This window comes from Deltaproteobacteria bacterium PRO3 (assembly GCA_030263375.1).
In the GTDB taxonomy this organism is placed as follows: Bacteria; UBA10199; UBA10199; order DSSB01; family DSSB01; genus DSSB01.
The window spans coordinates 1-26,371 of sequence record SZOV01000009.1 but is presented as its reverse complement, the minus strand read 5'-3'; the positions used below and the strand labels follow the sequence as shown (position 1 = coordinate 26,371).

The window sequence follows — 26,371 nt, the reverse complement described above, 5'->3', positions numbered from 1 at the left end:
CACGAGGCCGCCAGAATGATGCCTTAAGGAAACTGCTGGGGGCGCCAAAACACGGGAGTGGAGATGACCTCGGTTTTATCTAGAAAGATCGGTCAAGTGGCGCTGATAACCCTATTCCTGTTGCCTTGCGGCCGTCTCCACTCGCAATCCTTGAGCGTCTCCCAAAAAATCGATCGGATCTTCGACTATGCCGAGGCCTGCCGTTGGCTGAAACCCTCCGATTGCGCCAACTTGGATCCGAATTTTGCCGACCTTTCCCCGGTGGCGCCCTACCGCACTCTCTGCGGCGACCAACGCCCCGCCGCCTGCCTTCAGGATGGCCTGATACCGGCGGGCGATGCTGCAGGTCCCCTGCCCGTAGAGACCTTCCGCCTTCTGGAAGTCTTTATCGCCGCCGCCAAATCGGTGTGCAACCTCGACCAAGGGGTGCAGGGCTGCATCGACGAAGACCGTGCCGCTCGCCAGGCCCCCAACTGGCCTTGGGAACGCGACCGGCGCCTGGTTCGTACGCTGGCCGCTAAGGACCCCCAGGAGTGGTATGTCTTTTGGCCCTGGCTCTTGGCTCGCTACGCGGCCTTCTGCGGGATGCACCTCGATCCCCAATCCTGCTCGGAATCCTTCGCGCCCCGACGTCCCAGCTCGGGCAATGCCGAAATTAACGCCATTTTCAATTTCGCCGAGGCCTGTCATTGGCTGAAGCCCGCCGCCTGTGCCAATCGGGACCCGAGTTTCAACGATATCCCGGCCGTAGCTCCCTACCGACAACTCTGTGGAGAGGCCTCGCCGGCACAATGCCTCCTGAACAAAAATCTCCTGCCTTCCCCGGTGGCCAACCGCCAACCTTTGTCGCTCGATTTGTTCCGCAGCTTGGAGAGCATCGTCTACAATGCGCGCGCCATATGCAATCTCATGACCCGAAGCTACGCAGCCTGTCGCAACGAAGACCTTTCCCGCCCGGAAGACCGGCGCCTGGTGCGGGACCTCTGGGCCTTGGATGAAAAGGCCTTCACCTTCATGCCCTGGATGCTGGGACGCTACCTTGGGTTTTGCGGCCAAAATTGGGATATTCCCACCTGCTTGGCCTACTTTGCGCCCCAGCGTCCGGTTTCGATGCAGGCCCTGCTCAGCGGGATTCATCCGGAGGCCCTGAGGGAGGCCCAGGCCAACGCAAGTTTTCGGATACCTCCAAGCGGCGAAGGGAGTTCGCCCGAGGGCGGAACGGGGGCGTCGGATGGCGAAGCTAGGGAAAACCCCGAGGGGAGATTGGGGGAACCCCCGCGAGCGGCCGAGCCAGATGAGGCGTCTTCCCATACAGGCTCAGGTCGAAGCGACGGCGATTCGTCTCGACCCTTCCACCCCGATTTACCGGCCTCGAATGCAGACGGCCTCCAAGACGCGACGGTCGCGGCAAGGCCGCCCCTAGCGCCCCTTCCGCAGGCATCCTCCGACGAGACCGCGAAAAGCAGCGGAGCCGTGGCGGGCGGAGCCTGTTCCTTAGGAACTACGCAGGCCACCCCAGAATATCCAATCACGTCATGGCTGGTTTCCCCGCTCTTGTCCTGGCTCCTTATTTCCATCGGCATCCGTCGGCATAGGGCCAAGGCCGGTTAGCCTTTCGCACGTCAGATCCCATGGGCAATACCCGCCGCTATGAAATGGCTTGGTTTCCCGGCCCTCCTAAATGAAAATACCCGCGATGCAAGAGGACGCCCCAACCTCCTTCGAGAATTCTGTCAAGCTTAGGACCCGCCTTCGTCGACTGCGTTGCCTGCGGAACTTGGCGATCTTCGGCCTCTCCTTCCCGGTGCTCCTGACTCTCGCGATCGTCCTCGTCGGCAAGCTGACCGGCGGCGGCATGAAATTTATGGTCAGCGGGGCCCGGTGGACCCATTATTTCTGGTCGGGCCTCTTCTACCTGCTCGTGGCCGGCGGCGCGGCGGCGATCTTGGCCATGGTCTGGCCCTGTCCCCGCTGCGGCAATAATTTCTTCCGACGCATGGATTACAACCCGCGCTACCCACCTTCCCAGCTGGGATATACGGGGACCCGAATGAACATGAACGTCTTCGGTCGGACTTGCTTGAATTGCGGCCTGCGCTTGGACGGGACTGGTTTAGAAAATGCCGAGAATCACTTGCCCGAAAGGACGTCGTGAAAATCGGATAATCTATTCGGGCAAAGACCTCTTACCGGCAAGATGCTAGCGAAGCTGCATCACCGGCAAGGTCATATCCCCCTTGACGGCGGGAAGGACGACCTGCTCCTCGCACTTGATGCGGGTCTCGGTCGGGTGAGGCTCCCAGGAACATTTGATCTTCAAGTCGCGGGTCCCGCGGCTGATCCAGACTCCCTCTTGGGGAAAGAGGGCGTCGATCTTAAAATCCCAGGTGTTGTTGCCGTCGGGATAGGGGCTGAAGGGGACGCGGATGTTTTCCGTCTCGGCCAGCCATTTGCCGTCGGCGCCGCAAGTGGCGACGAGCGTCTTTTTGTAGGTTTCGCTGGAATACGAATAGAAAGGCCGCTGGGCCTCGACCGCCACCTTGGGGACGAGGTTGGCGTCCATCGGCGGCTGCACGGTCTCCGTGCCGCAGACCACGGCCTTGGTCGGCTCGGTCCGGATGTCGCGGCCGCCCACCGGCAAGGCCTGGGCCTCGCGGATCCATAAATTCGAAAATAGGCCGCCGCCGCTGGGTTGCGTTCGATACTCGCCGAAGCCGCAGACCTCGCGCTCTTCCTTCGGCGGCCACAGCGTATTGCAATCCCCGGTCGGATTCTCCGGACTGAAGTGCAGCTTCACCGAGATCTTGATGGCGCCGAAGAGATTGCCCACGGGCGTGTCGCCGGCACAAACCCCGCCGCTGCACTCGGTTCCCGAGCCGCTCGCGTGGCCGCTGCTCCCGCCGCCGCCGACGTCGCTGAAGGGATCGGAGGAACCGCCCCCCGCGGGGGGAAAGGCGCCGCCGCCTCCCGGATTGCGAGGGTCGAGGCCGGGCAAGCCGCCCCCGCCGGCCATCGCGCCGCCCGAGCCGATGCCACCGACCCCGTTTTGGGCGATGTCGTCCAAGGCCATGCCCTGGGGGCCGCCGCCGTCGGCCTGATTGGAAGAGCCGGACATGGCCCCGCAGCCGACCAAAAGGGCGACAAAGCCGCCGATGGCTAAATTGTTAAATAATTTCGATAAGTTATTTGGTAAAATCCACGTCAAGGAAGCCCCCCATTCGGCAATCCGATGCTCCGATAAGCTTATAGTAAAGCGCTGCTCGGAGGAACCCACAAGGTTTATCGGAGAATCGGCTCCTAGAGTTGCCCCCGCCGCCGGGGCCCCGGAATCACTCCGCTTCCAGGGCCGCCAGCTCTTGCAGGACGCTCTCGAGTTTGCGGTCCCTCAGGTAGCTCGCCCGCAGGGCCTCCGGTAATTTTTCCGCGTAGGCCAGGGCGGCCTGTTTCGCCGCGAGGAGCCGCTCCCGCGCCTCCGGGATCTCGCCCTTCGCCTTCGCGAGGAGGCCGCGGTTGTACTCCACCTCCCACAGCGATTCGCGATTGTCGTTCTTCAGGATATTGTCGCGGGCCTTTTCGAAAAACTCCTCGCTCTTCGGCAGGTCGGGCTGGGCGCGATCGCGGTAGACCTTCCCCAGGATGATGTAAAGCCAGCCCAAGAGCCGGTCGTCCGGCCACAGACGCCCCAGCTGCAGGGCGGCCTCGGCGTCGAGCTGCGCGGGGAGGAAACGCCCTTGGCTCCAGTGCAGGTAGGCGCGGTTGACGAGGAACTGCGCGCGGAAGCGCGGGTGCTTTTTCCCGTCCAGCAGGGCGATGGCTTGGTCCAGGTAGGAGACCCGCAGCTCCGGGCGCCCCTGCCTCCCGGCGATGAGCGAGAGATAATTCAGCGCGATGGCCTGTTGGTCCCGGTAACCGTGTTGGATGGCCCGCTTCATCCATTCGTAGCAGGCGGCCTCGGCCTCGGCCGACTTGCCGCCGTGATGCAGGAGGTTGATCCACTTCTGATACAGCGACTGCAGCAGGAAGGGGTGCGGCTCGCGCCGCGCGTAGTCCCAGGCCTCTTGGTAGCCGGCATAGGCGTCCTCGACCCGGCCCTGCTCTTGGAAGATCAGGGCCAAATTGGTCTGGGCCATGCCCGCACAGTACAGATCGCCCGCGGCGACGGCGTGCTGCACCGACAGGCGCAGGTTTTCCTCGGCCTCGGGCCAGCGACGCTCGACGCGAAAGAGCAGGCCGCGCAGGTTGCAGGCGCGCGCCAGGCCGCGCAGGTTCTGCGAGGTCGAGTAACGCCGCTCGCATTCGGCCAGGTCGGCCTTGGCCCGATCGAAGCGGTGTAGGAGGTTCTCGGCGCGGGCCCGCGTCTCGAAGAGCAGGCCTTGCGCGTCGGCGGCATCGAAGGACAGGTCTTGCAGCAGCTCCAAGGCCCGTTCGGCCTGGCCCTCCGCGACGTGGAGGCGCGCGCCGGCGAGCCGGACCGGCGGCGGGACCGCCGCTCCGCCCGAGGCCTGGAGCGCCTCCTCGAACCAGGCGATGCCGGCGGCGAACTTGCCCTGGTCGTAGAGCGCGTTCAGCGACTCCGCGAGGCCCGCCGGATCCGCGGCCCGGGCGGAGGCCCGATCGGATCCCGCGGCGCCGATGGAGTAGCAGAGCACCCCGTTCACCAGCTCCGCGCGCAGCCATCCTTCGCCGATCCAGCCCGCCAAGGCGTCCCGCAGGGCCCCGGTCTCGAAGCCGAGCATGCCCTCCAAGGCCGCCGCGGGCAGGCTGAGGCCCGAGCCGGCCAAGAACTCGCGAACCTCGGACTTTCGTTTCGCCTCGCGATGGGATTGGCGCTTCAGCAAGGCCTCGCCGTCCACCGGCAGGCTGCCCCGCCAATGCCAGCCGCCCTGCTCCCAGGCGATCGCCCCCTCCTCCCGCAGGGCCTGCAGGAGCTCGCCGAAACGCCTTGGGTAAAGATCTTTCGTGCTGCGCGCCAACTGCCCCGCGAGCTCCGCGGGGGCGCCTTGGATTTCCGCCTCGCAAAAGGTCCGAACCTTCGGTTCGTCGAGAGGCGGGACTCGCAAAAGATCCTCGCCGGGCAAAGCCGCTCCCGCATCGCGGCTCGTCCAAACTCGTGGAGCCCCGCCCCGCCCCGCCGCCATGTCGCCGGAAGACGTGTCTTCTAAATCCAACAGGATGGGCCGGTCGTCCGCCGCCTCCGCGGCGGCGGCGAATTCTTCCCAGGCCTTCCGATCCCAAAAGTACCAGGGGCGCCGCCCCTGCAGCTGGAGCTGCGCCTTCAACCGCTCGACCAGGCGCGTCTTCCCCGCGCCCTCCGGTCCGGAGAGACAGAGCGATCGTCCGGCAGCGAGGGCCGCGGACAGCGCCTCCAGGATCTCGGGGTAAAAGAGATGGTCGGATTCTTCCAGGATGCGGCCCGGCGCCTGCTGGCCGCGCAGGCTGAAGTTCTCGCCCAAGATCCGGTTGAGCTCTTCCAACACCTCGCGCACGCTGGCGAAGCGCTCTTCCGGCTTCCGCAGCACCATCCGGCGCAGCAGGTCCGCGAAGGCGTCGGGCAGGGCCGGATCCAGGCCCGTGACGCGCTCCGGGTCCTTATAGGTTTGCAGCGGAAGGATCTCGAAGGGATCTTGCGAGGCGAAGGGAAAGCGCCGCGCGAAGATTTGATGCAGCAGCATCCCGAGGGAATAGATATCGGCGGCGGGGGAAGGCTCGCGCTCTTGCAGGCATTCCGGCGCGGCGTAGGGCGGCGTCCCGGAAAATCCCCCGGCCTGCGCGAGGCCCCGCCGCTTCCATTGGGCGATGCCGAAGTCGATGAGCTTGACGGTCAGCTCGCCGGTGCGGTCCGGGGCCGTCACCAGGATGTTGGCGGGCTTGAGGTCCAGATGCAAGACGCCCCGCTGGTGCAGGAAGTCGAGGGCCCGCAAGACCTGGACCAAGAGCTGAAAGACGGTGTTGAGGTCGGCCTCCCCCGTCGCCTGCAGGAGGTCGCGGCCGTCGATCCACTCGGAGGTGAAGAACATTTCGCGATCCGTCGCGCCGAGGTCGTAGACGGCGGCGAGGTGGGGATGCCGCAGCAGGCTCAAGGTGGAAAATTCGTTCTTCAGGTCGGCGACGGCCGGGGCGCTTTCGGAAAGGCCCTCCACCAGCTTGAGGGCCATGGGCCGCTCGCCGGCAAGGCGGTCTTGCACCAGGTAAACCGCGCCGCCTCCTCCTTGGCCCAAGGGGCGCACCACCCGGTAACGCCCGGCGATTTCGAGCGGAGCTCCTTTCTTCTTGCGGCTGGGCTTCCGTGCCAAGAGTGATCCATTCCTCCGGATGAGTCCGATGAAGGCCCGACGATGTGGTGGGAAGGCGTGCTCAGCCCCCGGTTTCTTCGGCCTTTCGCTTGAGGTTCAACCTCGAATAAAGAATGTAGTCGATCTCTTCATCCGCGGCCATCTCCGCGCTGATTTCGCCGGCCTCGGCGCCGGTTTCTTTCGCAAAAACCTTGGCGCCCTTGCTGCCGGAAAAGACCTTGATGTCGTAGCCCAGTCTCTCCAAAGAGGCGGCAAGGTCCGCCCAGGCATTCCGCAGGGAGACGCTCAGGTTGTCGATGTTCAGGATCACGAATCCTCCGTCCTATGAAGACCATACATGAAAATCGCGCGGCTGGCTTTACCTATATCTTCCCTCGGAATCATGATAAAGTGTTTTATGTCCCCCCAATCGCAAGCCGCCAGGACCCTCTCGCTCATCATGGAGGCCCTCAAGGTCTCCAGCCATGCATCGAGTTCTTTGACCCAAATCGTCAAGGTAATCAGGGGCCATTTCAAGGTGGAGCTGTGCTCCCTTTACGAGCTCAACCAGGAACAGCTGAAGCTGGTCGCGACCGACGCCGTGGATTTCGGCGCCGTCGGCCATGTGCTCCCGGCGACCCACCTGAAGCTATTAGAGCTCGCGACCCGGAAAATGGAAACGGCCTTCCTGGAAGACCGCCACAGCTCCTGTATCGCCGTTCCCTTGGTCCATCGGGAAGAAATTTCGGGCTTGCTGGTGCTGCAAAGCGCCCGTCCCCAGCCCCTCAAGCCCGAGGAGGCGCGATTCCTCGAATTCATCGCGCTGCAGCTCGCCGGCACCCTGCCGGCCATTGCGGCCCTCGAACGCGCCAAACGTCAAGTGCGGGGCAAGCCGGGCCAGGTGGTATTCGAAGGAATAGCCGCCTCCCCCGGCTTCGGCATCGGCCCCGCGCTGCTCCTCCGTGGCGGGGGCCTTGCGACGCCCGTCGCGCAAGGATCCTACGACGTCGCGCACGAATGGGAACTCCTGCAAAGCGCCCTCGAGCAGGCGTCGCAGGACCTGCTCGGCCTCGAGCGGAGGGTGGAAAAGGAGTCCTCGAAACGCGAATCCGATATCTTCGGCAGCCACCGGATGATGCTTTCCGACCCCGACTTCCTGCTCCGGATGGAAACCGAGGTGAAAAACGGAAAAAGCCCGCTCCAGAGCGCCGGTGACGTCTTTTCGGAGTTTATCAGCGCGATCCGGTCGAACCCCAGTCCCGGTTTCGAGGAAAAAGCCGTCGACCTCGAGGAGCTGCGGGAACGAACCCTGGGGAATCTTTTAAAAATCGGCGTTCAGGGCCTGAGGGAAGATTGGTCGGGCATCCTGGTGGCAAAATCCCTCGGCCCCTCCGACACCTCGCGGCTGGATCCGCAAAAAATTCTGGGCATCGTCACGACGACGGGCGGCCCCACCTCCCACGCCGCCATCCTGGCGCGTTCGCTGGGCGTGCCCGCCGTGATGGGGGTTCCGGGCATCGCGGAGAGCGCGACTCCGGGAGACCTGCTGATAGTGGACGGCGACAAGGGGCGGGTGATCCTCAACCCGGACCCCGCTACGCTCGACGAATACGAGGCGCTGGAAGAAAGGCGCATCGAATCGATGGTCGAGTTCGACGCCGTCGCTTTCCAGCCGGCCGCCACCCGCGACGGGCGAAGGATAGGCCTCGAGGCCAATCTCGGCTTCGCGGCCGACCTAAAAACCCTCCGCAATCTCGGCGCGGAGGGCGTCGGCCTGTTCCGGACCGAGTTCCTCTTCCTGAAGCGGTCGACCCTCCCGGACGAGGAGGAGCAATTCAATCTCTACCGGCGAATGGTGGAAGACGCCGACGGCTTGCCCATCACCTTCCGTATCCTGGACGCCGGGGGAGACAAGCCGATCGCGGCGCTCCACGCCATCCAGGAAGAGAACCCCTTCCTGGGCAATCGATCGATCCGCCTCCTGCTGTCCAGGCCGGACATCTTGGGAGCCCAGCTCCGAGCCCTGCTTCGGGCCTCGCATTTCGGGCCTATGCGCCTGCTCATCCCGATGGTCTCGGGAATGGAGGAAATCCGCGAGGTCCAGAAAATGCTGGGGGCGATCCAACAAGATCTTTCCGAGCAGGGCATTCCCTTCGACCCGAGGATCGAGCTGGGCGTCATGATCGAGATTCCCAGCGCCGTCCATCTCTCCCCCCTGCTGGCCCGGCACGCCGACTTCCTGAGCATCGGAACCAACGATTTGATCCAGTTCACCTTGGCGGTGGACCGGAATAACGAACATGTCGCCTCGTACTTCGAGATCTTGCACCCCGGCGTCCTCGCCGGCATCGCGCGGGTGGCGGAGGCGGGAGCGACGGCGCAGAAACCCGTTGCGGTCTGCGGAGAGGCGGCCAGCGACCCCGCCATCATCCCTCTATTGGTCGGATTGGGAATCACCCACCTCTCGATGACGCCGGCCTTCATTCCGGCGGCCAAGCGGGTCATTCGGGCACTGAGTCACCGGAAGGCCGAGGAAATGGCCAAGCAAGCCTTGCTCGCAACGACGATTCAGGAGGTTAAGGCCGTTTTGGAAGAGTTCCACAATAGTAAGTAAGACGGCTTGAGCGAGGAGGGTCAGGGCTTACGCTTTCTCGACCCGCGGGACTTGGGAGCGGGGACGAAGTCCGCGCCGTTCTCTCCCCCAAAATCGCGCTTGGACAAAAGGGCGTCCAACTTGCGAATCTGCTCCACGGCGCGCCGGACCTCCATCGGCGCCTCGGAATGGTCCTGCACCCACAGCACCACCCGCTCTCCCAGCTTCATTAATAGCTTCTTGCGCTCTTTCCGGAGGAAGGCGCGGGTCGCGGCGGTTTTGCCCAAGTTGCCGAAATGGCTCAGGCTGTGGGCCCAACTGGAAGCGCGCTGGAGGATTTTCCTAATCATCATGCCGACTTGACACCCATTCTCGGGACATATTAGGCTGAAAGCGTGTTTCGAAATCTACTAAAATCCAAAATCCACCGGGCCACGGTCACCGACGCCGACCTGCACTACGAAGGCAGCGTCTCGGTCGACCTCGATCTTCTCGAGGCCGCCGACATCCTTCCCCACGAGCACGTTCATATCTGGGACGTCACCAACGGCAACCGCTTCGAGACCTATGCCCTCGCCGCCCCCCGCGGCTCGGCCACCGTCTGCATCAACGGCGCCGCCGCCCATCTTGCCAAGAAGGGCGACATCGTCATTATTACCAGCTTTGTCAGCCTCCCGGAAGAGAAGCTCGCCGGCCACCAGCCCAAGGTGGTCCTGGTCGACGCCCACAATCAAATCGTGCCGGAGAAGTCGCAGGGGCTGAAGTACTTCAAAAAGTAACAACCGCGAACCCTTCGTTCGCCCCTACGAAGACGGCAAATGCCGCTCCACCTTCTTGTAGAAGATCTCCTTGTCGTAATTCTGCGGCCCGACGAACTTGTCGACGATCTTCCCGCTGGGGTCGATCAGGTAGGTCTCGGGGATGCGGTAGACCTGGTAGAGGTCGCTGGTGGCTTGCTGCGCGTCCAGGAGGACGGGGAAGCTCACCGGGATGCGTTTGGTAAAGGCCTCGATCGCGGGCCAGCCCTCTTCGTCCAGACTGACGCCGACCACCACGAAGCCCTTGTCCTTGTAGCGCTGATAGAGGGCCTCCAGCGAGGGCATCTCCTCCTGACAGGGCCCGCACCAGGTGGCCCAGAAGTTGAGCAGGACGACCTTGCCGCGCAGCGAGGCGAGCGGGATATCCCGCTGTTGGGCGTCCTTCAGGGTAAATTCGGGCGCGAAGGCGCCCAGCTTGGGGCCGCTGGTGAAGTCCCGCCGAAAGAGCAGGTAGATCCCCGAGGCGGCGATCGCGAAAAGCAGGATAAAGATGACGGCGCGTTGGTTCATAGCGAAAATGAAAACGCCCCGCGCGGGCGGGGCGTTTTAAAGCTTGAATACCGAGCCCTATTTTTCTTTCTTCTTGGGCTTCTCTTGCTTCTCGGCCTTCTTGGCGGGCTTCTTTTCGGCCTTGGGCTTCTTCTCTTCTTTTTTGGCTTCTTTCTCGGCCTTCGGTTCCGCCTTTTTTTCTTTCTTGGGGGCCTTCGCCTTCTTTTCGGCCTTCGGGGCCTCTTCGGCGCCCTGGCCGGCCTCGGCCTTCGCCTTCTTCGGCTTGGCCTGATAGCCCAGGTACTCGATGATCGCCATCGGCGCCCCGTCGCCCAGGCGGTTGCCCAGCTTGAGGATGCGGGTGTAGCCGCCCTTGCGCTCTTGGAAGCGAGGGCCCAGCTCGGCGAAGAGCTTCTTCACCGCGTCGTTGGTGCGGACGAAGGCGGCGGCCTGACGACGGGCGTGCAGGGTGCCGGTCTTCGCGAGGGTGACCATTTTTTCGGCGAAGCGGCGCAGCTCTTTGGCCTTGACCACCGTCGTGGTGATCCGCTCTTCGATGATGAGCGAGGTGACCATGTTGCGGAACATAGCCATACGGTGCGAGGTGGTGCGGCCGAAGCGCTTTTTACGGACTTGATGACGCATAACGAACCTTTACTTTAGATGTCTTCCGGGGGAGGCGGAGGCTCTTCGGAGCCGCCGGTCGGCATGACCCAGCCCTCGACCTTCATCCCGAGGCCCAAGCCCATCTCGGAGAGGATCTCCTTGATCTCGTTCAAGGACTTGCGGCCGAAATTCTTGGTCTTGAGCATCTCGCTCTCGCTCTTCTGCACCAGCTCGCCGATGTACTTGATGTTGGCGTTCTGCAGGCAGTTGGCAGAACGCACCGACAGCTCGAGCTCGTCGACCCGCTTGCTCAAGTTTTCGTTGAAGCTGGGGCGATCCTCGGAGACCTCGATGACTTCGGGCTCGACCTCTTCCTCGAAGTTGATGAAGATGGACAGCTGGTCCTTGAGGATCTTGGAGGCATAGGCCACCGCGTCCTCGGGGAGCACGCTGCCGTCGGTCCAGACCTCAAGGGTCAGTCGGTCGTAGTCGGTGCTGCGGCCGACGCGGGCGTTGGTGACGTTGTAGTTGACCTTGAGGATGGGGCCGAACAGGGCGTCGATCGCGATGGTGCCGACGGGGTCGCCCTCGGTCTTATTGAACTCGGCGGCGACGTAGCCCTTGCCCATCTTCACCTTCATCTCGACGTTGAGCTTGGCGTCGGGGGAAAGCGTGGCGATGTGCAGGTTGGGGTTGAGGACCTCGACGTTCTGCGTGGTGACGATGTCGCCGGCCTTGACTTCTTTGTCGCCCTTCGTCTCGATGCGGATGACGTCCTCGTCGACGGTGTGGAGCTTCAGCTTCAGCTCTTTGATGTTGAGGATGATGTCGGTAACGTCCTCTTTCACGCCGGGGACGGTCGAGAACTCGTGCAACACCCCGTCGATCTTGATCGAGGTGACCGCGGCGCCCTGGATGGAGGAAAGCAGGATGCGGCGCAGGGCGTTGCCGATGGTGAGGCCGAAGCCGCGCTCGAGCGGCTTGGCGATGAACTTGCCGTAGGTCGAGGTGTGGCTTTCCTTCTCGACCTCGAGAATTTTGGGTTTAATCAGACTGCGCCAATTTTTCGCGACGATCGCATTAGCCATGTCGATCCATCCTCCGATTTTCTATTTCTTTATTTCGAATACAATTCGACGATCAGCTGCTCGGTGATCGGCAAGGTCAGCTCGGCGCGGACCGGCGTCGATTTGACCGTGGCCTTGAAGGCGCCCTTGTCGAGCTCGACCCACGAGGGCAGACCGCGGCGGTCGACAGCCTCGAGGGCCTTGACGATGCGCTCGACCTTGCGGCTCTTCTCGCGCAGCTCGACGACATCGCCCGCCCGGAGCACGGTGGAAGGCGTGTTGACCTTGCGGCCGTTCACCTTGAAATGCCCGTGCAGCACCAGCTGGCGCGCCTCGTTGCGGCTGTTCGCGAAGCCCGCGCGGTAGACGAAGGTGTCGATGCGGGACTCGAGGCGGTTGAGCAGGTTTTCGCCGGTGACGCCCTTGCGGCGCTCGGCCTCGCCGAAGGTGAGGCGGAACTGCTTCTCGAGCAGGCCGTAGATGCGCTTGACCTTCTGCTTCTCGCGAAGCTGGGTGCCGTACTCGGAAAACTTGGTGCGGGCCTGGCCGTGCTGGCCGGGGGCGTAGGCGCGGCGCTCGATGGCGCACTTGTCGGTGTAGCAGCGGTCGCCCTTCAAAAAGAGCTTTACGCCTTCTCTCCGGCACAACCTGCAAACAGATTCGTTATATCTAGCCATTCAAAACCTCTATCAATTCTAAAGTGTCCCAAAAAAATACTTAGACACTTAGGCACTTGGACACTTAGGCACTTAAAACTATACCCTTCGCTTCTTCGGCGGACGGCAGCCGTTGTGCGGGATCGGCGTCACGTCGCGAATGTAGGTGACCCGCACTCCGGTGTTGGCGATGGCGCGCAGCGCGGACTCGCGGCCGCCTCCCGGGCCCTTGACCAGAACCGAGACGGTGCGCAAGCCGTGTTCCATCGCCTTGCGGACGGCGTCTTCGGCGGCGATCTGCGCGGCGAAGGGCGTGCTTTTGCGGGAGCCCTTGAAGCCCTTGGCGCCCGAGGTGCTCCAGGCGATGACGTTGCCGGAGGGATCGGTCACGGTGATGATCGTGTTGTTGAAGGTCGCGTTGATATGGACGACGCCGATGGCGACGTTCTTTTTGACCTTCTTCTTCTTTTTGACTTTCTTCCCAGGTTTCGCCGCCGCTTCGGGGGCTGCGGACGCCGGGGCCTGCTCTTTCGCCATGATTTAAGCCTTTATGAGAGATTAACCTTTCGAGGGCGCCTGCTTCTTGCCCGCCACGGTCTTGCGCGGGCCCTTGCGGGTGCGCGAGTTGGTTTTGGTGCGCTGCCCGCGGACCGGCAGGCCCTTGCGGTGCCGAAAACCGCGGTAGGTGCCCTGGTCGACCAGGCGCTTGATGTTCATCGAGATCTCGCGGCGCAGATCGCCTTCGACCTTGAAATTGGAATCGATGTAGGCGCGGATCTGGGCGACCTCGGCGTCGCTCAGCTTTTCGGCGCGCAGGTTGGGGTCGATGTTGGTCGCCTTCAGGATCTCTTTGGCACGGGTCTGGCCGATGCCGAAGACATATTGCAGGGCGATTTCGATGCGCTTTTTGCTGGGGAGATCGACTCCCGCGAGACGTGCCATAAATCTAAATCCTCAACCTTGTTTCTGCTTGTGCCGGGGGTTTTCGCAGATGACGCGGACCACACCCTCGCGACGGATGATCTTGCATTTGGGACAAATCTTTTTCACCGAGGAACGGACTTTCATAGGATTCTCTTTGTCGTTTCTTCTACTTCGCGCGGTACGTGATGCGACCGCGGCTCAAGTCGTAGGGAGAAAGTTCAAGCTTCACTTTATCGCCGGGCAGAATCTTAATAAAATGCATCCGCATTTTGCCAGAAATATGAGCGAGCACTTTGTGTCCGTTCTCGAGTTCGACCCGAAACATGGCGTTGGGAAGGGGCTCTAAAACCGTCCCTTCGACCTCGATAGACTCTTCTTTGGACATAAACCTCGCGATATAAGTGGGCGTAAGCCTTTAAAAAAAAGGTTTCGCCCTATACACATTTATTTTAAACGCGTCAAGATCTCAGGGCCCTTTTCTGTGATGGCGATGGTGTCTTCAAAATGTGCCGAAAAACTGCCGTCTTTGGTCACCACCGTCCAACCATCCCCTAAAATATAGGTCTCCTGCCCCCCCAGATTAACCATGGGCTCGATGGCCAGGACCATCCCCTCCTTCAGCCGCATCCCGGTCCCCGGGGTCCCGTAATTGGGGACCTGGGGGTCCTCGTGGAGGGCCCGGCCGATCCCATGGCCGACGTACTCCTTGACCACGCTGAAACCCTGCCCCTCCGCATGGGCCTGAACGGCCGCCCCGATATCGTACAGACGCTTATGGGGGTGCATCTGCTCGATACCCCGGTCGAGGGACTCCCGGGTGACGTCCATCAGGCGCTGCACCTCGGGGTCCACCTTGCCGCAGGGGACGGTTCGGGCGCTATCCCCATAAAATCCCTCGTAAATCGCCCCGCAATCGATCCCCAGGATATCCCCCTCCTTCAGGACCCGCTTCTTCGAGGGGATCCCGTGGACCACCTCCTCGTTGATCGAGAGGCAGAGGGTGTGCCGGAAGCCCAAATAGCCCTTGAAGGCCGGCCTCAAGCCCTGGGAGACGATGAACTCCTCGGCGATCCGGTCGAGGTCGAGGGTCGTGACCCCCGGCTTGACCTGCTCAGCGGTGCGCAGGATGCACTCGGCCACCACTTGGCCGGCGCGCCGGATCTTCTCGATCTCATCCTTGGACTTCAGGGTAATCACGCTACCACCTTCGACATGCCGCAAATTCTACCCAGTGGCCCCCGCAATGGAAAGGCCGTCCACGATGGAGGACAAACGCGCAAAGACCTCTTCGGTCGAGCCGATCCCGGAGGCGCCCCTCAGGAGACCGGCCTTCTCGTAATAGGCCACCAGGGGGGCCGTCTGCTCGAGATAAACTTTCAAACGGCGCCGGATGGTGGCCTCTTGGTCGTCCTCCCGCTGGATCAGGCTACCGCCGCAACGGTCGCAGACCCCCGCTTGCCGCGGCGGAGAGAAACGCAGGTGAAAACCGGTGCCGCAGTTCGAACAGGTCCAGCGGCCGGTGAGGCGCTCGACCAACTCGGCCTCGGGGACCTCGAGGTTCACCACGGCGTCGAGGCGGCGATTCAAATCCTTCAGCAAATCCCCCAAGGCCTCGGCCTGGGCGACCGTACGCGGAAAGCCGTCGAGGATGAAACCTCGCGCGGTGTCGGGCGCCGCTAGCCGCTCGCGGATCAGGCCGATCACCACCTCGTCGGGGACCAGCTTGCCGGCGTTCATGAAGGTCTCGGCCTTCAGCCCCAGCGGCGTCTTGGCCTGCTTGGCGGCGCGCAGCATGTCGCCCGTCGAGATCTGCGGGATATTCCACTTCTCCTGGAGCAATTTCGATTGGGTGCCCTTGCCGGCCCCCGGCGCGCCTAGGAGAATGAGGTTCATCGTCTATCGCCTTCTTCCCTTGAACTTGCCCGCCTTGGCGCCGAGGAAGCCCTCGTAGTTGCGGGTGAGCAGGTGCGATTCCATCTGGGCGACGGTGTCCATCGCGACGCCGACGACGATCAAGAGCGAGGTGCCGCCGAAGGTCACGGCGAGGGACTGCGGAATGCCGAAGCGGGTGATCAGGATCTCGGGCAGCACGCAGATGGCCGCCACGTAGATCGCGCCACCCAGGGTGATGCGCGAGAGCACGCGGTCGATGTAGTCGGCGGTCGGCTTGCCCGGCCGAATGCCGGGAATGAAGCCGCCGAACTTCTTGATGTTGTCGGCGACGTCGACTGGGTTGAAGGTCACCGCGGTATAGAAATAACAGAAGAAGATGATCAGCGAGACGTAGAGGGCGGTGTGCAGCCAGCCCGTGGACAGGCTGCTGGCCAATGCCTGGATCTTGGGATTCTGCACGAACTGGGCGATGGTCGCCGGGAACAGGATCAGCGAGGAGGCGAAGATCGGCGGGATGACGCCCGAGGTGTTAATCTTGAGCGGCAGGTGGCTGGACTGCCCGGCGTACATCTTTCGGCCCACCACCCGCTTCGCGTAGTTGATCGGGATGCGGCGCTGCCCGCGCTCACAGAAGATGATGATGCCGATGACGGCCGCGATGAAGGCCAGGAGCAGCAGGAAGCCCAGCAGGCTGCCGAACTGTTCTTTGACGTTCCAGGCGTCGCGCATCGCTCCGGGGATGCGCGTGACGATGCCCGCGAAGATGATCAGCGAGATGCCGTTGCCGATGCCGCGCTCGGTGATCTGCTCGCCCAGCCACATGATGAAGGCGGTGCCCGAGGCCAGGGTCGTGACGGTCAGGATGTAGAAGGAAAGCCCGCCCGCGCCCGGCAACAGGACGCCCTGCTGTTCGAGGCCGTAGCTGATGCCCAGGCCCTGGATGATCGCTAGGACGATGGTGCCGTAGCGGGTCCATTGGGTGATCTTCTTGCGGCCGGACTCGCCCTCTTTCTGCAGCTTCTCGAGGGCGGGGATGACAACCGCCAGGAGCTGGAAGATGATCGAGGCGCTGATATAGGGCATGATGCCCAGCGCGAAGACCGAGAAGTTCTCGAGCGCGCCGCCCGAAAACAGGTTGAAGATGCCGAAGACGGTGCCCTGGTTGACCAGCTTGGCGATCGCGTCGGGGTTGACGCCCGGGGTCGGGACGTAGACGCCGATGCGGTAGACGCCCAGCATCAGGATGGTGAAAAGGATGCGCTTGCGCAACTCCGGCAGTTTGGTGATGTTTCCGATACTGGACATGTATTTTTAAGAGACAATGGAGGTTAAGACGCGGCCTGCGCGAGCTTCGCGGTGCCGCCTGACTTTTCAATCTTCTGCTTGGCCGTCTCGGAGAACTTTTCGGCCACGACGGTCAGGGCCACCTTCAGCTCGCCGTCCCCCAGGACCTTGAGGCCGTCCCGCAGCTTGCGGATCCGGCGGTTGGCCTTGAGATAGGCGGCGTCCACGACGGTGCCGGCCGGGATTCCCTCGAGGTCGGCCAAGTTCACCACCGTGTATTCCTTGCGGAAGATGTTGGTGAAGCCGCGCTTCGGAACGCGACGGACCAGGGGCATCTGACCGCCCTCGAAAGTCGGACCTTTGTGGTAACCGCCGGCCCGGGCCCTCTGCCCTTTGTGTCCCTTGGTGGAGGTACCGCCGTGGCCGGAGGCGTCGCCTCGGCCAAGGCGTTTCTTGTTCTTGACGGCCCCGCGGGGCGGCTTCATCTCGCTTAAGAATTTTCCCATAACCTATCCTTTGGATTTTTTCGCCGGGGCCTTTTTGGCGGCCTTCGCGGGCTTGGCGGCCTCGGCCTTGGCGGCGCTTGACTTCGCCGTCTTGGATTTCTTCGGAGCCTCGCCCTGGGCCGCGGCGGCGAGACGCGCGGCCTTGCGGGCCTGGGTCCTGGAGACCTTGACTTGGGCGGCGTCGGGCTTGGGCCCGAGCTTGTAGGTGACAACCGCCGCGGCCTGGACCGGCTTGCCGGCGACCGGCTCGAAACGGACCAGATCGAAAACCTTGCGGATCATGCCGCGCACCGCGGGGGTGTCCTCGAGGATGCGCTGCTGGTGGCGGCGCCGCAGGCCGAGCCCTCGCAGGGTATCTTTTTGCCGCTGGTCGCGGGCGATCGCGCTGTGGATCATCTCGACTTTGAGGAAACCTGCCATGACGTCAACCCGCCCTTCTCGTCGCCTGGACCTGCTCGACCGACCGCAGCATGGTGAGGCCGTTGAGGGTGGCCTTGACCACGTTGTGCGGATTGTTCGTGCCGATGCACTTGGTCAGGATGTTGTGAATGCCCGCGGACTCGACCACCGCGCGGACCGCGCCGCCGGCGATGACGCCGGTACCGTCGCCGGCCGGCTTGAGCAGCACGTGCGCCGCGCCGTAGTTGCCGACGATCTCGTGGGGAATCGTCCCCTTGATGACCGGCACCGAGACCATGGTCTTCCGGGCCTGGTCGGTGGCCTTGCGGATCGCCTCGGGGACCTCGTTGGCCTTGCCCAGGCCGATGCCGACCTTGGTCTTGCCGTCGCCGACGACCACCAGGGCGCTGAAGCTGAAGCGCCGTCCGCCCTTCACGACCTTGGCGACGCGGTTGATGCTGACCAGGCGTTCGGTGAGTTCGCTGTCGTTCGATTCTAATCGTCTTGCCATAAGCTTTTTTCTTTCTCTTTAAAATTGCAGTCCGGCTTCGCGGGCGGCGTCGGCGAAGGCCTTCACGCAGCCGTGATAGATGTATCCGTTGCGGTCGAAGACAACCTTCTCTACTTGCGCCGACTTGGCCTTCTCGGCGATGCGCTTGCCCAAGTCGGTCGCACTGACCTTGTTGCGGCGCCCCTCGGGCTGGCCCTTTTCGTTGGTCGAAGCCGAGACCAGGGTGCGGCCGGTGCTGTCGTCGATCACCTGGGCATAGATGTGCTTCAGGCTGCGGTAGATCGTCAGGCGCGGGCGCTCCTGGGTGCCGGTGATTTTTTTGCGGATCCTGAGTTTGCGGCGGATGCGGCCGCTGATTTTGCTGCTGGCGCTCATGATTATTTACCTCCCGCGGCGGTCTTGCCCGCCTTGCGGCGCACGACTTCGTCGGAATAACGGATACCCTTGCCCTTGTAGGGCTCGGGGGGACGCAGCTCGCGGATGTTGGCGGCGACCTGCCCGACCAATTCGCGATCCTGCCCCTTCACGACCAAGTGGGTCTGTTTGTCGACAGTGATCTTGATCCCGGTAGGGATCGGGAAAACGACCGGATGCGAGAAGCCCAGGGTCAGATTGAGATCGTTGCCCTTCACCTCGGCGCGGTAACCGACGCCTTGGATATCGAGCTCGCGGGTGAAACCCTCGGTGACGCCGTGGACCATGTTGGCCACCAGCGCGCGGGTGAGTCCGTGGAGCGAACGCGTCTGCGGCTGGTCGTCGCCGCGCTGCACCTCGAGGCTCTTGTCCTTTTGGACCACCTTGATGATCGGATGGATCTTGCGGCTCAGCTTGCCGAGCGGGCCTTCCACTTCGATGGCCTCGCCCGCCAGCTTCACCTTCACCTTGTCCGGGATCGGAATGATTTTTCGTCCAGTTCTCGACATAGTTTTTTACCAAACGCTTAAGAGGAGTTCTCCGCCGACTTTCAACTCACGGGCCTTCTTGTCGGTCAAGATGCCCTTGGGGGTGGAAAGGATGGCGACGCCCAAACCGTTGAGCACGGGTTGAATCTTTTCGTATCCGACGTAGACGCGACGACCGGGCTTGCTCATGCGGCGCAGTCCCATGATGCAGGACTGGTTCTTGCCGCGGTATTTGAGGTTCACGAGGATCTTCCCCTGGTTCTTGTGCTCGACCACATGGAAGTCCTTGATGAAGCCCTCGTCCTTGAGCAGTTGCGCCACGGCGACCTTCATCTTGGAGGCGGGAATTTCCACCACCTCGTGACGGGCGCGGGCCGCGTTGCGGATTCGGGTTAGCATGTCTGCAATGGGATCTGTCATCTGCCTGTCTCCAAATTTCTTACCAGCTGGCCTTGGTCACGCCGGGAATTTCGCCCTGTCGGGCCAGTTTGCGAAAGCAAAGGCGGCACATCTTGAACTTGCGAAGAAACGCCCGGGGACGCCCGCACAACGGGCACCGGTTGTAAGCCCTCACCTTGAATTTCGGCTTGCGAGCCGCTTTGACCATTAACGATGTTTTAGCCATTGTCTCTTCCTGTAGGGGCGAACCTTGTGTTCGCCCTCCGTGCTAGGGGGCGAACACAAGGTTCGCCCCTACCATTAATTTCTGAACGGCATCCCCAGGTGTTTCAGGAGCGCCTTGCCTTCCTCGTCGTTGACCGCCGTGGTCACGATGGTGATGTTCATCCCGCGGATCTTGTCGATCCGATCGTAGTTGATCTCCGGAAAAATGATCTGCTCGGTGATGCCCAGGGTGTAGTTGCCCCGCCCGTCGAAGGCCCGGCCGCTGATGCCCTTGAAGTCGCGGACGCGCGGCAGGGCGATGTTGCAAAGCCGGTTGAGGAACTCGTACATGCGGTCCTTGCGCAGGGTGACCATCACGCCCAGCTTCTGCCCTTCGCGCAGCTTGAACGACGCGATGGACTTCTTGGCCTTGGTGATCACCGGCTTTTGACCGGTGATCGACTTGATCTCTTCGGCCGCCACGTCGAGCACCTTGCTGTTCTGCAGCGCCTCGGCGAGCGACATGTTGACGACGATCTTCTCGAGGCGCGGAACCTGCATGACGTTCTGGTAGTTGAACTCCTTCATCAGGGCCGGAACGACCTCTTTTTTGTATTTTTCTTCGTATTTCGACGTAGCCACGGGATTACCTGCTTTTTATGCTTCGGCCTGCATGTCCCCTCGGGGACCTTGCAGCCCTACTTTTTCGCTTCGATGACTTCCTTGCTCTTCTTGCTGACGCGGACCTTTTTGCCGTCCGCCACCTTGAAACCGACGCGGGTCGGCTCGGCCTTCTTCGGGTCGAGCAACATCACGTTGGAGACGTGGATGCTGAGCTCTTTCTCGAGGATGCCCCCCTGGCGGTTTTTGGCCGAAGGCTTGGTGTGGCGCTTCACCACATTGACCTTCTCGACGACCACCCTTCCCTCTTTGGGAAGGACGCGGAGCACGCGGCCGATCTTGCCCTTGTCGCGCCCGGTGATGACCATGACCTGGTCGTTTTTTCGAATGTGACCTTGCTTCGGCATCTTAGAGGACCTCCGGGGCCAGCGAGATGATCTTCATGAACTTCTTGGCGCGCAGCTCGCGGGCGACGGGCCCGAAGATGCGGGTGCCGATCGGCTCGCCGGCGTCGTTGATGAGGACGATCGAGTTTTGGTCGAAGCGGATGTAGGACCCGTCGACGCGGCTGATCTCCTTGCGGGTGCGGACGATCACGCCCTTCTTGACGTCGCCCTTCTTCACCTTCGAGTCGGGCAGCGCCTCTTTCACCGAGACGACGATGACGTCTCCGATGGTGGCGTACTTGCGGCGCGTGCCGCCGAGCACCTTGATGCACATCAGTTTCTTGGCGCCGGAATTGTCGGCTGAATCGAGAATGCTTTGCTGCTGAATCATGGCTTACTCCAGGCCTTCCGCCTTTTTGAGGATCGCTTGCACCGCCCAACGCTTGGTCTTGGAGAGCGGCCGGGTCTCGATGATTTGGACCTGATCGCCCACCTTGCACAGCCCCTTCTCGTCGTGGGCCTTGAAGGTGGAACGGCGCTTGTAATACTTCTTCACCGTCGGGTGCATCACGAGGCGGTCGACCGAAACGGTGACGGTCTTCTGCATCTTGTTGCTGACGACGGTGCCGACTTTGGTTTTTCTTTTGTGGGTCTGTTCGGACATAAATTAGGCCTTCGCTCCCTTCTCGGCGGCGCGCTTTTGGCGGGCCACGGTCAGCACCCGCGCGATGTCGCGCTTCACCTCGGTCACCCGGTGGTTTTTCTCGAGCTGACCGGTGGCGTTCTGCATCTTGAGCTTGAAGAGCTCTTCCCGCAGGTCCTTTTCGAGGACCGCCAGTTCCTTCAAATTCTTCTCGCGGATCTCACTTGGCGTCACGGTATCCCTCCCGGGTCACGATTTTGGTGCGGACGGGCAGCTTGTGCTTGGCCAGGGTCAGGGCCTCGATCGCGATGCCCTTCTCGACGCCTTCCATCTCGTAGATGATGCGTCCCGGCTTGATCACCGCCACCCATTCCTCGGGGTTGCCCTTGCCTTTTCCCATGCGGGTTTCGAGGGGCTTCTTGGTGATCGGCTTGTCCGGGAAGACCCGGATCCACAGCTTGCCGCCGCGCTTGATGCAGCGGTTGATCGCGATGCGGCCGGCCTCGATCTGGCGCGAGGTCAGTCGCCCGCAGTCGACGGCCTGGATCGCGAAGTCGCCGAAATTGAGGTTGCAGCCGCGATAGGCCTTGCCGCGCATCCGGCCCTTTTGTTGTTTTCGGTACTTAACCTTTTTGGGAATCAGCATGATTCAAATCCCTTTATAAGCTCTATTCTTCCGCCGCGGCCGGAGCCGGCGTGGTGGAGGCCTGGAACGGAACGGCCTTGGTCTCGACCGGTCCCAGGATCTCGCCCTTGAAGATCCACACTTTGACGCCGATCAGGCCGTAAGTCGTGTTGGCCTCGGCGGTCGCGTAATCGATGTCGGCGCGCAGCGTCTGCAGGGGAACGCGGCCCTCGCGGTACCACTCGGTGCGGGCGATCTCGGCGCCGCCCAGGCGGCCGGCGACCATGACCTTGATGCCCTTGGCGCCGAACTTCTGCGCGGACTGCACCGCCTTCTTCATCGCGCGGCGGAAGGCGACGCGGCGCTCGAGCTGCATGGCGATGTTTTCGGCGACCAGCTGGGCGTCGATCTCGGCCTTGCGGACCTCTTGGATGTCGAGGAAGACCTCGCAGTTGCTCTTCTTGGCCAGCTCGGCGCGGAGCTGGTCGATGCCGGCGCCCTTTTTGCCGATGACCAGGCCGGGGCGCGCGGTATGAATGATGACCTTCACCTTGCGGGCGGCGCGCTCGATCTCGATCTTGGAGACGCCGGTCGAATAAAGCTTCTTCTTCACCTCGCGGCGGAACTTGATGTCCTCGTGCAGGAACTCGGCGTAGTTGCGCTTGGCGTACCACTTGGACAGCCACGGCTTGGTGATCCCGACGCGAAATCCGATTGGATGAACCTTCTGACCCATAGTGCTTCCTATTCCTGCCTATTTCTCTTCCAGGATTAAAGTGATGTGACTGGTCTTCTTTTCGATCTTGTAGGCGGAGCCGCGCGCGCGGGCCTGCCAGCGCTTGATCGTGGGACCCTGATCGACCATCACCGTCTTGACGATGAGGTTGTCCGGATCCATGCCGCCCTTCTGCTCGGCGTTGGCCAGGGCGGAGCGGAGCAGTTTTTTGAAATCCTTGGCGACGTAGCGGTTGGTGAAGGACAGCAGGTCGAGGGCCGCTTGGACCTTCTTGCCGCGGATCAAGTCGGCCACCAGCCGCGCCTTGCGCGGGGTCACCCTAAGATAGCTGATGCAGGCTTTGGCGGACATGGCTACTTGGCCTCCTTGGTCTTCCGGTCGCCCGAGTGCATGTGGAAGGTGCGGGTCGCGGCGAACTCGCCCAGCTTATGGCCGACCATGTTCTCGGTGACGAAGACGGGGATGAACTTGCGGCCGTTGTGCACCGCGAAGGTCAGGCCCACGAAGTCGGGCGTGATCATCGAGCGGCGCGACCAGGTCTTGATCACTTTCTTGCTGCTTTGGTCCTGCTGGGCGTCCACCTTCTTTTGCAGGGAGGGGTCGACCCAGGGGCCTTTTTTTAAGGAACGAGGCATAATGAATCCTAACGTGCGGTTGTTACGGTCTCCGCAGGGGCCGTTCGCGAACGGCCCCTACATTACAGTTTGCTTCTGCGATCCTTCACGATCATGTTTTGCGTCCGCTTGTTCTGACGCGTCTTATAACCCTTGGCCGGGGTGCCCCAGGGGCTGCTGGGATGGTTGCCGCCCTTGCTGCAACCCTCGCCGCCGCCGTGCGGGTGGTCGACCGGGTTCATGACCATGCCGCGGACCGTCGGACGGATGCCGCGCCAGCGGGTGCGGCCGGCCTTGCCCCAGGTGGTGTTCTCGAACTCGGGGTTGCTGACCTCGCCGATGGTCGCCATGCAGTCGATGAAGACCTTGCGGACCTCGCCGGAGGGCAGCTTGACCAGGGCGTACTTGCCTTCCTTCGCCATCAGCTGCGCGAAGGTGCCGGCGCTGCGGGCGATCTGGCCGCCCTTCCCGACCTTGAGCTCGATGTTGTAAATGTTGGTACCGACCGGGATGTTGCGCAGCGGCAGAGCGTTGCCCGGAAGGATGTCGGCGCTCTCCGAGGCGATCACCTGACGGCCCACGCCCAGGGACTGCGGCGCGATGATGTAGCGCTTCTCGCCGTCGGCATAGAAGAGCAGCGCGATCCGCGCGTTGCGATTGGGATCGTATTCGATCGCGGCCACTTTGGCCGGAATGTCCAGCTTGTCGCGGCGGAAGTCGATGATGCGGTAGCGCTTCTTGTGCCCGCCGCCGATGTGGCGGGTGGTGATGCGCCCGTGGTTGTTGCGCCCGCCCGAGCGGGTCTTGTGCGCCAAGAGCGACTTCTCGGGGCGCTTCTTGGTGATCTCGGCGAAATCCGAGACGTTCATCTGCCGGCGGCCGGGGGTGATCGGGTTGTATTCTTTCATTGGCATAAAAAACTCGGTTCTAGGGTCTCCGTCCCGCGCTCAGGGCCGGACTTAGACTCCTTCAAAGAATTCTATTTTTTCGCCTTCTTTCAGGGTGACGTAGGCCTTTTTCCAGTTGGAACGCTTGCCGATGCTGCGGCCGACGCGCTTGATCTTGCCGCGGACGACCAGGGTCTTCACGTCCTCGACGTGCACCTTGAACAATTGTTCCACCGCGCCCTTGATCTGGTGCTTGCTCGCCCGCTGGTCGACCTCGAAGAGGTACTGGTTTTGGATCTCGCGCAGCTGCGTGCCCTTTTCGGTGATCAACGGGCGACGGATGATTTCGTGCATTTCCATAAAAACAACTCGCTATTGAATCGTCTCGCCGAGGCGTTCGACGACCGCCTTCAAGGCGTCTTCGGTTAAAACCAATTGATCGTACTTCAGGATGTCGTAGACGTTCAGGCCCTCGGCGCGCAGCACCTTGAAGCCCTTCAGGTTGCGGACCGATTTCTCGACCTTGTCGTCGGCGCCGGCGATGACCAACAAGGCGGATTTGCATTCGAGGGCCTTGAAGAACTCGGCGGCTTGCTTCGTCTTGATCTCTTTCCACGTCAGGTTTTCGACCACCCGCAGGGCTCCGTCTTTGTTCTTGAGGGCCAAGGCGGTCTGCAGGGCGCGGCGCTTGGCCGGCTTAGGCGTCGTGTAGCTGTAATCCCTGGGATGCGGCCCGAAGATGCGGCCGCCGCCGACGAAGATCGGGGCCTTGATGTCGCCGTGGCGGGCGTTGCCGGTGCCCTTCTGGCGGTAGATCTTCTTGGTGGAGCCGGTGGTCATGCCGCGGGTCTTGGTCGCGTGCGTGCCGGCCCGCCGGTTGGCGAGCTGATTGCGGACCATGTAGTAAAGCAGGCCCTTGCGGATCGGCCCGGCCAGCAGACCCTCGGCCACTTCGATGTCGCGGACCTTTTTGCCCGCTTGGCTGTATAAGGCTAATGTGCTCATAAAATCTTCCGTCAATGGGGGGCAAATCTTACGAATCTACCCGAGATTTCTCTCAATTTTGAAACCGGAGATCTTGCAATCTCCGTAGGGACCGTTCGCGAACGGCCCCTACAGCGTTGTCAATCCGCCGCCATCCGTCGGGCGAACACGAGGTTCGCCCCTAGGAAGCCGGGGCCTCCTCCGCGGGCGCGGCCTCGGCCGGCGCCGCCTCGGCGGCCTTGGGGGCCTCTTGCGACTTCAGGCGCTTCTCGAAGCCCGGGTCCGCGCTGCGGACCAGCAGGATCGCGTTCTCCCCGCCCGGCACCGCGCCGTTCAACACCAAAAGGTTGCGCGCGGCGTCGACCCGCAGGATCTTCAGGTTGCGGACCGTGACCCGCTCGTCGCCCATGTGACCCGGCAGCCCCATCAGCTTGAAGACCTTGCCGGGATAGGTGCGCTGACCGATGGAACCCGTCGAGCGATGGAAGCAGGAACCGTGGCTGGCGGGACCGCCGGCCTTGTGGTGCCGCTTGATGACGCCCTGAAAACCCTTGCCCTTCGAGACGCCAGTCACGTCGACGCGGTCGCCGACTTGGAAGGCCGAGACGTCGAGCTTCTGGCCGATCTGGAAGGCCCCGGCGTCGCTGACGCGGATCTCGCGCAGGTGGCGGAAGGCCTTGAGACCCTTCTTCTCAAAGTGCCCGCGCGTCGCGCGGTTGACGCGGCGGAACTCGAGCTCGCCGAAGCCGAGCTGGAGGGCGTTGTAGCCTTCCTTCGCGCCGCTCTTGACCTGAGTCACGAAACAGGGGCCGACTTGCAGCACCGTGGCGCCGGCGTAATCGCCCCCGTCCCCGAAAATCTGGGTCATGGCGATTTTTTTGCCGATGAGTCCCGGTTTGATCGTTTTCTTGCTCATACCATCTTAATCTCGACTTCGACGCCCGCCGACAGGTCGAGCCGCATCAGGGCGTCGATGGTCTGCTGGGTCGGTTCGAGAATATCCAAAAGACGTTTGTGGGTCCGAATCTCGAATTGCTCGCGCGACTTCTTGTCGACGTGCGGCGAACGAAGCACCGTGTAGCGCTCGATCTTGGTGGGCAGCGGGACCGGCCCCGCGATGCGGGCGCCCGTGCGTTTCGCCGTCTCGACGATTTCGGAAGCCGACTGGTCCAACAACTTGTGATCGAAGGCCTTGAGCCGGATTCGGATTTTTTGTCCTGGGGTTTCCATAGTTCCTCTATTCGATGATCTCGGTGACGACGCCCGCGCCGACGGTGCGTCCGCCCTCGCGGATCGCGAACCGCATCTCTTTCTCCAGCGCCACAGGCGTGATCAGCTCCACCGTGATCGCC

General features: G+C 62.4%; 41 protein-coding genes. 4 read left to right on the top strand and 37 right to left on the bottom strand.

Annotated features, from left to right (window positions below; translation table 11 throughout):
- The first annotated feature begins 96 nt into the window (after nt 1-96).
- Entirely contained in the window at nt 97-1,611 is a 1,515-nt protein-coding gene (locus FBR05_03140; GenBank protein MDL1871180.1) for a hypothetical protein, read from the top strand.
- Nucleotides 1,612-1,681: 70 nt separating this feature from the next.
- Nucleotides 1,682-2,155: a hypothetical protein gene (locus FBR05_03135; GenBank protein MDL1871179.1), complete on the top strand. Its 474-nt coding sequence runs from the start codon at nt 1,682-1,684 to the stop codon at nt 2,153-2,155.
- A 45-nt stretch (nt 2,156-2,200) separates the two neighbouring features.
- Here FBR05_03135 and FBR05_03130 read toward each other — a convergent pair whose 3' ends face one another.
- The 3 genes from FBR05_03130 to FBR05_03120 all read right to left on the bottom strand — a co-directional run bounded on the left by FBR05_03130 (nt 2,201) and on the right by FBR05_03120 (nt 6,603).
- Nucleotides 2,201-3,115, bottom strand: coding sequence for a hypothetical protein (locus tag FBR05_03130; protein MDL1871178.1), 915 nt, complete (start codon nt 3,113-3,115; stop codon nt 2,201-2,203).
- A gap of 214 nt (nt 3,116-3,329) precedes the next feature.
- Entirely contained in the window at nt 3,330-6,323 is a 2,994-nt protein-coding gene (locus FBR05_03125; protein ID MDL1871177.1) for a hypothetical protein, read from the bottom strand.
- 31 nt (nt 6,324-6,354) lie between these two features.
- Entirely contained in the window at nt 6,355-6,603 is a 249-nt protein-coding gene (locus tag FBR05_03120) for a hypothetical protein (GenBank protein ID MDL1871176.1), read from the bottom strand.
- 27 nt (nt 6,604-6,630) lie between these two features.
- Between FBR05_03120 and ptsP the strand changes: the two genes are divergently transcribed.
- Nucleotides 6,631-8,886: a phosphoenolpyruvate--protein phosphotransferase gene (gene ptsP, locus FBR05_03115; GenBank protein MDL1871175.1), complete on the top strand. Its 2,256-nt coding sequence runs from the start codon at nt 6,631-6,633 to the stop codon at nt 8,884-8,886.
- Nucleotides 8,887-8,906: 20 nt separating this feature from the next.
- Here ptsP and FBR05_03110 read toward each other — a convergent pair whose 3' ends face one another.
- Complete coding sequence (locus tag FBR05_03110) at nt 8,907-9,218, bottom strand: hypothetical protein (protein MDL1871174.1); 312 nt, start codon at nt 9,216-9,218, stop codon at nt 8,907-8,909.
- Between the two features lie 42 nt (nt 9,219-9,260).
- Here FBR05_03110 and FBR05_03105 point away from each other — a divergent pair, with 42 nt between their 5' ends.
- Nucleotides 9,261-9,644, top strand: coding sequence for an aspartate 1-decarboxylase (locus tag FBR05_03105; GenBank protein MDL1871173.1), 384 nt, complete (start codon nt 9,261-9,263; stop codon nt 9,642-9,644).
- Between the two features lie 24 nt (nt 9,645-9,668).
- Here the strand turns inward: FBR05_03105 and FBR05_03100 are convergent, their stop codons facing one another.
- The 33 genes from FBR05_03100 to FBR05_02940 form a co-directional block, all read right to left on the bottom strand.
- Nucleotides 9,669-10,193 carry a TlpA family protein disulfide reductase gene (locus FBR05_03100; protein MDL1871172.1) on the bottom strand — a complete coding sequence of 175 codons (525 nt, stop codon included), beginning with the start codon at nt 10,191-10,193 and terminating at the stop codon, nt 9,669-9,671.
- A gap of 57 nt (nt 10,194-10,250) precedes the next feature.
- Complete coding sequence (locus FBR05_03095) at nt 10,251-10,817, bottom strand: 50S ribosomal protein L17 (GenBank protein ID MDL1871171.1); 567 nt, start codon at nt 10,815-10,817, stop codon at nt 10,251-10,253.
- A gap of 14 nt (nt 10,818-10,831) precedes the next feature.
- Nucleotides 10,832-11,866 carry a DNA-directed RNA polymerase subunit alpha gene (locus FBR05_03090; protein ID MDL1871170.1) on the bottom strand — a complete coding sequence of 345 codons (1,035 nt, stop codon included), beginning with the start codon at nt 11,864-11,866 and terminating at the stop codon, nt 10,832-10,834.
- A gap of 29 nt (nt 11,867-11,895) precedes the next feature.
- The gene (gene rpsD, locus FBR05_03085; protein MDL1871169.1) at nt 11,896-12,522 is read right to left on the bottom strand and encodes a 30S ribosomal protein S4; all 627 of its coding nucleotides are present in this window, start codon (nt 12,520-12,522) and stop codon (nt 11,896-11,898) included.
- A gap of 78 nt (nt 12,523-12,600) precedes the next feature.
- A complete protein-coding gene (rpsK, locus tag FBR05_03080) occupies nt 12,601-13,038 on the bottom strand; it encodes a 30S ribosomal protein S11 (protein MDL1871168.1) in 438 nt (145 codons plus the stop codon).
- Between the two features lie 21 nt (nt 13,039-13,059).
- Nucleotides 13,060-13,443, bottom strand: coding sequence for a 30S ribosomal protein S13 (gene rpsM, locus FBR05_03075; protein ID MDL1871167.1), 384 nt, complete (start codon nt 13,441-13,443; stop codon nt 13,060-13,062).
- 12 nt (nt 13,444-13,455) lie between these two features.
- Nucleotides 13,456-13,569 carry a 50S ribosomal protein L36 gene (rpmJ, locus tag FBR05_03070; protein MDL1871166.1) on the bottom strand — a complete coding sequence of 38 codons (114 nt, stop codon included), beginning with the start codon at nt 13,567-13,569 and terminating at the stop codon, nt 13,456-13,458.
- Between the two features lie 22 nt (nt 13,570-13,591).
- On the bottom strand, nt 13,592-13,810 hold the full coding sequence (gene infA / locus FBR05_03065) for a translation initiation factor IF-1 (GenBank protein ID MDL1871165.1): 219 nt from the start codon (nt 13,808-13,810) through the stop codon (nt 13,592-13,594).
- A gap of 59 nt (nt 13,811-13,869) precedes the next feature.
- Nucleotides 13,870-14,622 (bottom strand): type I methionyl aminopeptidase, encoded by a 753-nt coding sequence (gene map / locus FBR05_03060; GenBank protein MDL1871164.1) that lies wholly within the window; start codon nt 14,620-14,622, stop codon nt 13,870-13,872.
- A 27-nt stretch (nt 14,623-14,649) separates the two neighbouring features.
- Entirely contained in the window at nt 14,650-15,318 is a 669-nt protein-coding gene (locus FBR05_03055; GenBank protein ID MDL1871163.1) for an adenylate kinase, read from the bottom strand.
- A gap of 3 nt (nt 15,319-15,321) precedes the next feature.
- Nucleotides 15,322-16,623 (bottom strand): preprotein translocase subunit SecY, encoded by a 1,302-nt coding sequence (secY, locus tag FBR05_03050; GenBank protein MDL1871162.1) that lies wholly within the window; start codon nt 16,621-16,623, stop codon nt 15,322-15,324.
- 23 nt (nt 16,624-16,646) lie between these two features.
- On the bottom strand, nt 16,647-17,108 hold the full coding sequence (locus FBR05_03045) for a 50S ribosomal protein L15 (GenBank protein MDL1871161.1): 462 nt from the start codon (nt 17,106-17,108) through the stop codon (nt 16,647-16,649).
- A gap of 3 nt (nt 17,109-17,111) precedes the next feature.
- Nucleotides 17,112-17,528, bottom strand: a complete 417-nt coding sequence (gene rpmD, locus FBR05_03040; GenBank protein ID MDL1871160.1) for a 50S ribosomal protein L30 — start codon at nt 17,526-17,528, stop codon at nt 17,112-17,114.
- A 4-nt stretch (nt 17,529-17,532) separates the two neighbouring features.
- A complete protein-coding gene (locus tag FBR05_03035) occupies nt 17,533-18,018 on the bottom strand; it encodes a 30S ribosomal protein S5 (protein ID MDL1871159.1) in 486 nt (161 codons plus the stop codon).
- 18 nt (nt 18,019-18,036) lie between these two features.
- The gene (locus FBR05_03030) at nt 18,037-18,393 is read right to left on the bottom strand and encodes a 50S ribosomal protein L18 (GenBank protein MDL1871158.1); all 357 of its coding nucleotides are present in this window, start codon (nt 18,391-18,393) and stop codon (nt 18,037-18,039) included.
- A 2-nt stretch (nt 18,394-18,395) separates the two neighbouring features.
- The gene (locus FBR05_03025) at nt 18,396-18,941 is read right to left on the bottom strand and encodes a 50S ribosomal protein L6 (GenBank protein ID MDL1871157.1); all 546 of its coding nucleotides are present in this window, start codon (nt 18,939-18,941) and stop codon (nt 18,396-18,398) included.
- A gap of 6 nt (nt 18,942-18,947) precedes the next feature.
- Nucleotides 18,948-19,340 (bottom strand): 30S ribosomal protein S8, encoded by a 393-nt coding sequence (gene rpsH, locus FBR05_03020; GenBank protein ID MDL1871156.1) that lies wholly within the window; start codon nt 19,338-19,340, stop codon nt 18,948-18,950.
- A 19-nt stretch (nt 19,341-19,359) separates the two neighbouring features.
- Nucleotides 19,360-19,545, bottom strand: a complete 186-nt coding sequence (locus FBR05_03015) for a type Z 30S ribosomal protein S14 (GenBank protein ID MDL1871155.1) — start codon at nt 19,543-19,545, stop codon at nt 19,360-19,362.
- A gap of 74 nt (nt 19,546-19,619) precedes the next feature.
- Complete coding sequence (gene rplE, locus FBR05_03010) at nt 19,620-20,111, bottom strand: 50S ribosomal protein L5 (protein MDL1871154.1); 492 nt, start codon at nt 20,109-20,111, stop codon at nt 19,620-19,622.
- A 110-nt stretch (nt 20,112-20,221) separates the two neighbouring features.
- Nucleotides 20,222-20,551 (bottom strand): 50S ribosomal protein L24, encoded by a 330-nt coding sequence (locus FBR05_03005; GenBank protein ID MDL1871153.1) that lies wholly within the window; start codon nt 20,549-20,551, stop codon nt 20,222-20,224.
- Nucleotide 20,552: 1 nt separating this feature from the next.
- Nucleotides 20,553-20,921, bottom strand: coding sequence for a 50S ribosomal protein L14 (rplN, locus tag FBR05_03000; GenBank protein MDL1871152.1), 369 nt, complete (start codon nt 20,919-20,921; stop codon nt 20,553-20,555).
- Between the two features lie 3 nt (nt 20,922-20,924).
- A complete protein-coding gene (rpsQ, locus tag FBR05_02995; GenBank protein ID MDL1871151.1) occupies nt 20,925-21,194 on the bottom strand; it encodes a 30S ribosomal protein S17 in 270 nt (89 codons plus the stop codon).
- A gap of 3 nt (nt 21,195-21,197) precedes the next feature.
- On the bottom strand, nt 21,198-21,407 hold the full coding sequence (locus FBR05_02990) for a 50S ribosomal protein L29 (protein ID MDL1871150.1): 210 nt from the start codon (nt 21,405-21,407) through the stop codon (nt 21,198-21,200).
- Nucleotides 21,394-21,819 carry a 50S ribosomal protein L16 gene (rplP, locus tag FBR05_02985; protein MDL1871149.1) on the bottom strand — a complete coding sequence of 142 codons (426 nt, stop codon included), beginning with the start codon at nt 21,817-21,819 and terminating at the stop codon, nt 21,394-21,396. The genes FBR05_02990 and rplP overlap by 14 nt, the downstream gene beginning before the upstream one ends.
- Before the next feature lie 22 nt (nt 21,820-21,841).
- On the bottom strand, nt 21,842-22,534 hold the full coding sequence (gene rpsC / locus FBR05_02980; protein ID MDL1871148.1) for a 30S ribosomal protein S3: 693 nt from the start codon (nt 22,532-22,534) through the stop codon (nt 21,842-21,844).
- 18 nt (nt 22,535-22,552) lie between these two features.
- Nucleotides 22,553-22,885: a 50S ribosomal protein L22 gene (locus FBR05_02975; GenBank protein MDL1871147.1), complete on the bottom strand. Its 333-nt coding sequence runs from the start codon at nt 22,883-22,885 to the stop codon at nt 22,553-22,555.
- A gap of 2 nt (nt 22,886-22,887) precedes the next feature.
- Nucleotides 22,888-23,169: a 30S ribosomal protein S19 gene (rpsS, locus tag FBR05_02970; GenBank protein ID MDL1871146.1), complete on the bottom strand. Its 282-nt coding sequence runs from the start codon at nt 23,167-23,169 to the stop codon at nt 22,888-22,890.
- A 62-nt stretch (nt 23,170-23,231) separates the two neighbouring features.
- Nucleotides 23,232-24,062: a 50S ribosomal protein L2 gene (gene rplB, locus FBR05_02965; GenBank protein MDL1871145.1), complete on the bottom strand. Its 831-nt coding sequence runs from the start codon at nt 24,060-24,062 to the stop codon at nt 23,232-23,234.
- 45 nt (nt 24,063-24,107) lie between these two features.
- Nucleotides 24,108-24,395, bottom strand: coding sequence for a 50S ribosomal protein L23 (locus FBR05_02960; GenBank protein ID MDL1871144.1), 288 nt, complete (start codon nt 24,393-24,395; stop codon nt 24,108-24,110).
- A 12-nt stretch (nt 24,396-24,407) separates the two neighbouring features.
- On the bottom strand, nt 24,408-25,040 hold the full coding sequence (rplD, locus tag FBR05_02955) for a 50S ribosomal protein L4 (GenBank protein ID MDL1871143.1): 633 nt from the start codon (nt 25,038-25,040) through the stop codon (nt 24,408-24,410).
- Nucleotides 25,041-25,200: 160 nt separating this feature from the next.
- Nucleotides 25,201-25,920 carry a 50S ribosomal protein L3 gene (locus tag FBR05_02950; protein ID MDL1871142.1) on the bottom strand — a complete coding sequence of 240 codons (720 nt, stop codon included), beginning with the start codon at nt 25,918-25,920 and terminating at the stop codon, nt 25,201-25,203.
- Between the two features lie 11 nt (nt 25,921-25,931).
- Nucleotides 25,932-26,249: a 30S ribosomal protein S10 gene (gene rpsJ / locus FBR05_02945; GenBank protein MDL1871141.1), complete on the bottom strand. Its 318-nt coding sequence runs from the start codon at nt 26,247-26,249 to the stop codon at nt 25,932-25,934.
- Between the two features lie 7 nt (nt 26,250-26,256).
- Nucleotides 26,257-26,371: elongation factor Tu (locus FBR05_02940; GenBank protein ID MDL1871140.1), on the bottom strand; the 115-nt coding region annotated here is incomplete at its 5' end.